We start from the raw sequence: 5,798 nt of genomic DNA, 5'->3' as shown, positions 1-5,798 counted from the left end.
GGAATCTCCTCCGGGGCGTTTTGCATCAGCTCGGCGGCGCAGGCTCGCGCCGTCCGTCAGCCCGTCTGCTCTTCCTGCGGCCAGTCGCGCAGCACCGGCGCATCCGGCGCGCCCGGCCCGACCTCGCGCAGGTGGTCGTGCTGCAGCAGCGCCATGCGGTAGGCGTCGCGATAGGCGCCGTTGGAAAAGAACTCTTCCTTGAGCAGGCCTTCGATCTGGAAGCCACAACGTTCATAGATGTGGACGGCGGCGCGGTTGTCCTTGTCCACCACCAGGTAGACCTTGTGCAGGTTCAGCACGCGGAAGGCGTAGCCCACCGCGATGCGGGTGGCGGCCTTGGCGTAGCCGCGCCCCTGGTAGCTGGGCGCGATGATGATCTGGAATTCGGCGCGGCGGTGGATGTAGTCGATTTCCACCAGTTCCACCAGGCCGGCCGGCTGGCCGGTGTCGTGCTCGATGATGAAGCGCCGCTCGTTCTGGTCGTGCAGGTGGCGGTCATAGAGGGCGACCAGTTCGTCGTAGGCCTCGTAAGGCTCTTCGAACCAATAACGCATGATGACGTCGTTATTGTTGATCTTGTGCACGAAGTGCAGGTCGCCGCGCTCCAGGGGGCGTATTTTGATATCGGATATTACCGACATAGAAACCTCCGAAAGTGCGGCCATTGTAGCTGACACCATCCTGAAACTCCCGTTACATGGCGGTTTCAGAACAAGTGTGGCTTGTGCATTGGCTTACAGCGAAAAAATGCCTGAAAAAGCGCATGAATGCTGGGACCCAGTCGTCAATACTTGCCGCATCGGTAACAAAATGCGCCTGTCACCCGAGCGCCGAAAACGCCTTGCGCCAACGCCTGCCCGGCCCGGACATGCCGCCATCACGGCGCCGCGAATGCCGGCAGCCGCTGTTCGATGCGCCGCACCACCTCGTTGGCGGCCGATGACAGCGGACGCCCGAGCCGCAGCAACATCTGGCATTCGGGCGCGCTGAGGATCGGATGCGCTATCGGCAGCGCCACCAGTTCGCCGCTGGCCAATTCGTGGTGCACGCCCAGGTTCGGCATCAGCGTCACCCCGGCGCCGCTGATTGCGTACTGCTTGAGCACGCGCAGCGAATTGGTGGTCAGGCTGGGCGTCAGGTGGATGCGTTCGGTGAACTCCAGCAGGTCGACCGCCTGGCGCAAGCCATACGGCGCCGACATCAGCGCGAATGGATACGGCAGGATGTCGGCGATGGTGAGCGGCGCGCGGCGCCGCGCCAGCGCATGGCCGCGCGCCGCCAGCAGGCAGACAGGGTGCTTGCGGCTGGCGCGGCAGCGCAACCGCGGGTCGACCGGCGGGTTGTAGGCCAGGCCGATGTGCGCGGCATCCGTGGCCACCGCCTCGACCACCTCGTTGACGGAACCGACGTTGACGCTGACGTTGATGCGCGGATGCTCGATGCAGAACGGCCCCACCACGTGCTCCATCAGGCTGTCGATGAAGCCCTCGCTGATCATCAAGTGGACGTTGCCGCGCCGCATGCCGCGCAGTTCCTGCAACCGCGTGTTCAGGTGCTCCTGCTGCGCGCGGCAGGCGCGATGGTATTCCAGCAGCATGTCGGCGGCCTCGGTCGGCGTCAGCCCGCGCGCGCGGCGTTCGAACAGCGCCACGCCCAGTTCCTTTTCCAGCAGCTGGATCTGGCGGCTGATGACCGACGGCGCGGTGCCGAGCTTGTCGGCCGCGCCGCGGATCGAGCCACAGGCCACGACCTCGTGGAAGTACTTCAACCGCACCTGGCTGATTTCCGCCATGGTTTCCCCTTGCGTGTTTTGTCATCGACGTCCGAACCGCTGGCGCCCCGCGCCCTCCGTGGCGTGTCTCGAGGGATCTGGGCGCATGGCCAAGGCGTCGCTTTTTTGCGTTGCCTGGAAGGCAACGATAATTTATCACTCAGGTCATTGTTTCGAACACTGCGTGCTCGCAATATGGACGCCGCGCGGACCCACCCCGGGGAACCGCCGCCATCCCACCCACCGCGGCGGGCGCAGATCCGCCCGCGAGGAGACACGCAATGCCCCATCAGCCCATGCCAGGCGCCGATCCGCGCCTGGCCCCGCTCTATCGCAAGATCACCTGGCGCCTGCTGCCGTTCCTGCTGCTCTGTTATGTGTTCGCCTACCTCGACCGCATCAACATCGGCTTCGCCAAGCTGCAAATGCAGCAGGACATCGGCATCTCGGATGCCGTCTACGGCCTGGGCGCGGGCATCTTCTTTCTCGGCTACGTGATGTTCGAGGTGCCCAGCAACCTGCTGCTGACGCGCATCGGCGCGCGCCGCACCATCAGCCGCATCATGGTGCTGTGGGGCCTGACCTCGGCCTCGATGCTGTTCGTGCAGGGCGAATGGAGCTTCTACGTCCTGCGCTTCATGCTGGGCGTGTTCGAGGCCGGCTTCGCCCCCGGCATGATCTTCTACCTGACCTACTGGTACTCGCAGTCGCGCATGGCCGGCGTCATGGCGGTGGTGATGCTGGCCGGCCCGATCGGCGGCATCGTCGGCGGCCCGGTCTCGGCCTGGATCATGACGGCCTTCTCCGGCGCGCATGGGCTGGACGGCTGGCAATGGATGTTCCTGCTCGAAGGCCTGCCCTGTGTGCTGCTGGGCGTCATCGCCTTCCGCTACCTGGATGACAAGCCGGGCGAGGCTCGCTGGTTGAGCGCCGAGGAAAAGGCGCTGCTGGCCGCCGACCTGGACAGCCGCGGCGCGCACAAGAAGCACGCCTTCGCCCAGGTGCTGCGCGACCCCGCCATCTACGGCATGGCGCTGACCTACTTCTGCCTGATCTGCGGCATCTATGCGGTCAGCTTCTGGCTGCCGACGCTGCTCAAGCTGGCCGGGGTGCAGGACACCATGCAGATCGGCCTGTACTCGGCGATCCCCTACGTGGCCGCGGCGGTCTTCATGCTGTGGTTCGCGCGCAGTTCCGACCGTCTGCGCGAACGCCGCTGGCACACGCTGGTGCCCGCCCTGCTGGCCGGCGTGGCGCTGTGCATCGCCACCGCGGCGCCGACGCAATTCGCGCTATCCCTGACGGCCATCACGCTGGCCACCGGCTTCATGTGGGCCGCCTACACGGTATTCTGGGCGATTCCGTCGCAGTACCTGCAAGGGGAAGCCGCGGCGGGCGGCATCGCGCTGATCAACAGCATCGGCTTGCTGGGCGGCTTTCTCAGCCCGTCCATCATCGGCTGGGTCAAGGAATCCACCGGCAGCCTGGCTGGCGGCCTGTATGCGATCTCCGCCCTGCTGGTGGCCGGCGCCCTGCTGCTGCTGGTGAACCGTCCTCCCCAATCCGCGCCCGCGCGCGCCTGACGCTCAAAGGAATCGATCATGCACATTCTGGTGGCTGGCTTCCAGCACGAGACCAATACCTTCGCGCCGTCCAAGGCGGCCTATGAGAACTTCGTGCGCGGCGAGGGCTTTCCCGCCATGGTGCGCGGCGAGGACATGCTGGCGCTGCGCGAGGTCAACATCCCCGCCGGCGGCTTCATCAACGCCGCGCTGGCGCAGGGCCACACCGTGCGCACGGTGATCTGGGCCGGCGCCAGCCCGTCGGCCCACGTCACCCGCGATGCCTACGAACGCATCGCCGGCGAGATCGTCGACGCGGCGCGCGCCGGCGGCTTCGACGCCATCTACCTGGACCTGCACGGCGCCATGGTGGCCGAGCACCTGGACGACGGCGAAGGCGAACTGCTGGCGCGGGTGCGCGCGCTGGTCGGCCCCGGCGTGCCGGTGGTCGGCAGCCTGGACCTGCACGCCAACGTCACCGCGCGGATGCTGCGCGAGGCCGACGGCCTGGCCGCCTTCCGCACCTACCCGCACGTGGACATGGCGGTGACCGGCGAGCACGCCGCGCGCCTGCTGGCCGCGCGCGTCGCGGCCGGCGACAAGTGGGTGCGCGCCGAACGCCGGCTGCCCTTCCTGATCCCCATCAACGGCATGTGCACGATGCTGCAGCCGTCGCAGGGCGTGTATGAAGAACTCGAACGCCTGGAGCGGACGCCGGGCGTGGCCTCGATCTCGTTCGCGCCGGGCTTTCCGGCGGCCGACTTTCCCGAATGCGGCCCGGTGGTGTGGGCCTACGGCACCGACGCCGACGCGGTCGAACGCGTGACCGAGGCGCTGTACCAGCGCGTGCTGGAACTGGAACCGCAATGGTCGCCCGACTTCCTGGCGCCGGCCGACGCCGTCAAGCGGGCCCAGGCGCTGGCGGCGGGCGCATCGCGCCCCGTGGTCATCGCCGACACCCAGGACAATCCGGGCGCGGGCGGCGACGCCAACACCACCGGCATGCTGCGCGCGCTGGTCGAGGCCGACGCGCAGAACGCCGCGCTGGGCCTGTTCTACGATCCCGAGGCCGTGCGCCAGGCGACCGCCGCCGGCATCGGCAGCAAGGTGAAGCTGCGCCTGGGCGGCCAGTCCGGCGTGGCCGGCGACGCGCCGTTCGAAGGCGAATTCGTGGTCGAGACGCTGTCGCCGGGCAAGCTGCGCTTCGATGGCCCGATGATGAACGGCATGGACGTGGACCTGGAAGCCGTGGCAGGGCTGCGGCTGGGCGGCGTGCGCGTGGTGGTCAGCGCCACCAAGTCGCAGATGCTGGATCGCAACCTGTTCCGCGTCGGCGGCGTGCAGCCCGAGGAGATGGCGATCCTGGTGGTGAAAAGCTCGGTGCACTTCCGCGCCGACTTCCAGCCCATCGCGCATGAGGTGCTGGTGGCCAAGGCCCCGGGCCCGATGCAGGCCGATCCCGCCGACCTGCCCTGGACCCGGCTGCAACCGGGCATCCGCATCAAACCGCTGGGGCCGGCATTCGCGGCTTGAATTCGCGCCTTGAGTTTGCTCGTTGAGTTCGCGGCCTGACCTGGCGCCCTCATACAGACACGCCGGCCCCCGCGAACGCGGGCCGGCGCGCGGGAGCGGGTCTTGAACGGAACGCGGATGGAACGCGGACGGCCCCGTCCTACTTGAGCTTGCCCTGCGGGCTGACGAAATCTTCCAGCGTCAGCCCTTTTTCCTTGAGGATGGCTTCCAGCAGCGGCTGCAGCCTGCCCAGGCTTTCCTGGACGGTCTCGCGCACCGTGTCCACCACCACCTGGGTGCTGCGCTCGATCTCGATGTTGACGTGGTCGCCCACCTGCTTGTCCTCGAACACCGTCATGCGGCGGGTCTCGGGAATCAGCCAGACTTCGAACCAGCCCTCGGCGCGGTTCACCTCGGACACGGTCAGGCTGGCGCCGTTGATGGCGATGTAGCCCTTGGCGAACACGTACTTGCGGAAGGCCTCGGGGATGCTGAAGCGCATCAGGCGGTTGGTGTCGGACGACTTCACCATCACCACTTCCGAGGTGAAATCGACGTGACCGGAGAGCGGATGGCCGCCGATCTCGGCGCCGTCCCTGGCGGCGCGCTCGACGTTGGCGCGATCGCCTTCCTGGTAGCTGCCCAGCGTGGTGATGGCCAGGCTTTGCAGCATGACGTCGAAGGTGGCGTGGTTGGCGTCGAGGATTTCGGTGACCGTCAGGCAGACGCCATCGGTCGAGACGCTGGCGCCGATCGCCAGGTCCTGGCAGAAGCCCTCGGGAAACGCCAACGTGAACGTGCGCAGGCCTTCGCGGTCCGCGATTTTCGCGATCTTCGCGGTGCCTTGGACAATACCGGTGAACATGCTGATCCTGGATACGGGGCGTGGCGCCCCTGGCAAAACATCAAAGGTAACCGATATTTTGCCACCGGGCGCCCGCCCCTGTCGGGGC

Annotated in this window: 5 protein-coding genes; 2 read left to right on the top strand and 3 right to left on the bottom strand. The window is 67.2% G+C overall.

The genetic code is table 11. The features are described from left to right. Positions 1-56: 56 nt before the first annotated feature. Together speG and AC6LKG_RS26215 are read right to left on the bottom strand one after the other, a co-directional pair. The gene (speG, locus tag AC6LKG_RS26220) at positions 57-641 is read right to left on the bottom strand and encodes a spermidine N1-acetyltransferase (RefSeq protein ID WP_049074529.1); all 585 of its coding nucleotides are present in this window, start codon (positions 639-641) and stop codon (positions 57-59) included. Positions 642-877: 236 nt separating this feature from the next. After that, positions 878-1,792, bottom strand: coding sequence for a LysR family transcriptional regulator (locus tag AC6LKG_RS26215; RefSeq protein WP_498169857.1), 915 nt, complete (start codon positions 1,790-1,792; stop codon positions 878-880). A gap of 260 nt (positions 1,793-2,052) precedes the next feature. Here AC6LKG_RS26215 and AC6LKG_RS26210 point away from each other — a divergent pair, with 260 nt between their 5' ends. Then, entirely contained in the window at positions 2,053-3,354 is a 1,302-nt protein-coding gene (locus AC6LKG_RS26210; RefSeq protein WP_498169855.1) for an MFS transporter, read from the top strand. Between the two features lie 18 nt (positions 3,355-3,372). Next, the gene (locus AC6LKG_RS26205; protein ID WP_049074532.1) at positions 3,373-4,866 is read left to right on the top strand and encodes a M81 family metallopeptidase; all 1,494 of its coding nucleotides are present in this window, start codon (positions 3,373-3,375) and stop codon (positions 4,864-4,866) included. A gap of 139 nt (positions 4,867-5,005) precedes the next feature. Here AC6LKG_RS26205 and AC6LKG_RS26200 read toward each other — a convergent pair whose 3' ends face one another. Then, the gene (locus tag AC6LKG_RS26200) at positions 5,006-5,710 is read right to left on the bottom strand and encodes a riboflavin synthase subunit alpha (protein ID WP_498169852.1); all 705 of its coding nucleotides are present in this window, start codon (positions 5,708-5,710) and stop codon (positions 5,006-5,008) included. Positions 5,711-5,798 lie beyond the last annotated feature (88 nt).

It is taken from the genome of Achromobacter sp. 46006, assembly GCF_059761975.1.
Note: the sequence above shows the minus strand (reverse complement) of the source record. Positions and strands in the feature narration are given on the sequence as shown.

Bases quoted from the DNA above. Each gene is read 5' to 3' on its own strand.
- speG (WP_049074529.1), bottom strand. From the start codon at position 641: ATGTCGGTAATATCCGATATCAAAATACGCCCCCTGGAGCGCGGCGAC.
- AC6LKG_RS26215 (WP_498169857.1), bottom strand. From the start codon at position 1,792: ATGGCGGAAATCAGCCAGGTGCGGTTGAAGTACTTCCACGAGGTCGTG.
- AC6LKG_RS26210 (WP_498169855.1), top strand. From the start codon at position 2,053: ATGCCCCATCAGCCCATGCCAGGCGCCGATCCGCGCCTGGCCCCGCTC.
- AC6LKG_RS26205 (WP_049074532.1), top strand. From the start codon at position 3,373: ATGCACATTCTGGTGGCTGGCTTCCAGCACGAGACCAATACCTTCGCG.
- AC6LKG_RS26200 (WP_498169852.1), bottom strand. From the start codon at position 5,710: ATGTTCACCGGTATTGTCCAAGGCACCGCGAAGATCGCGAAAATCGCG.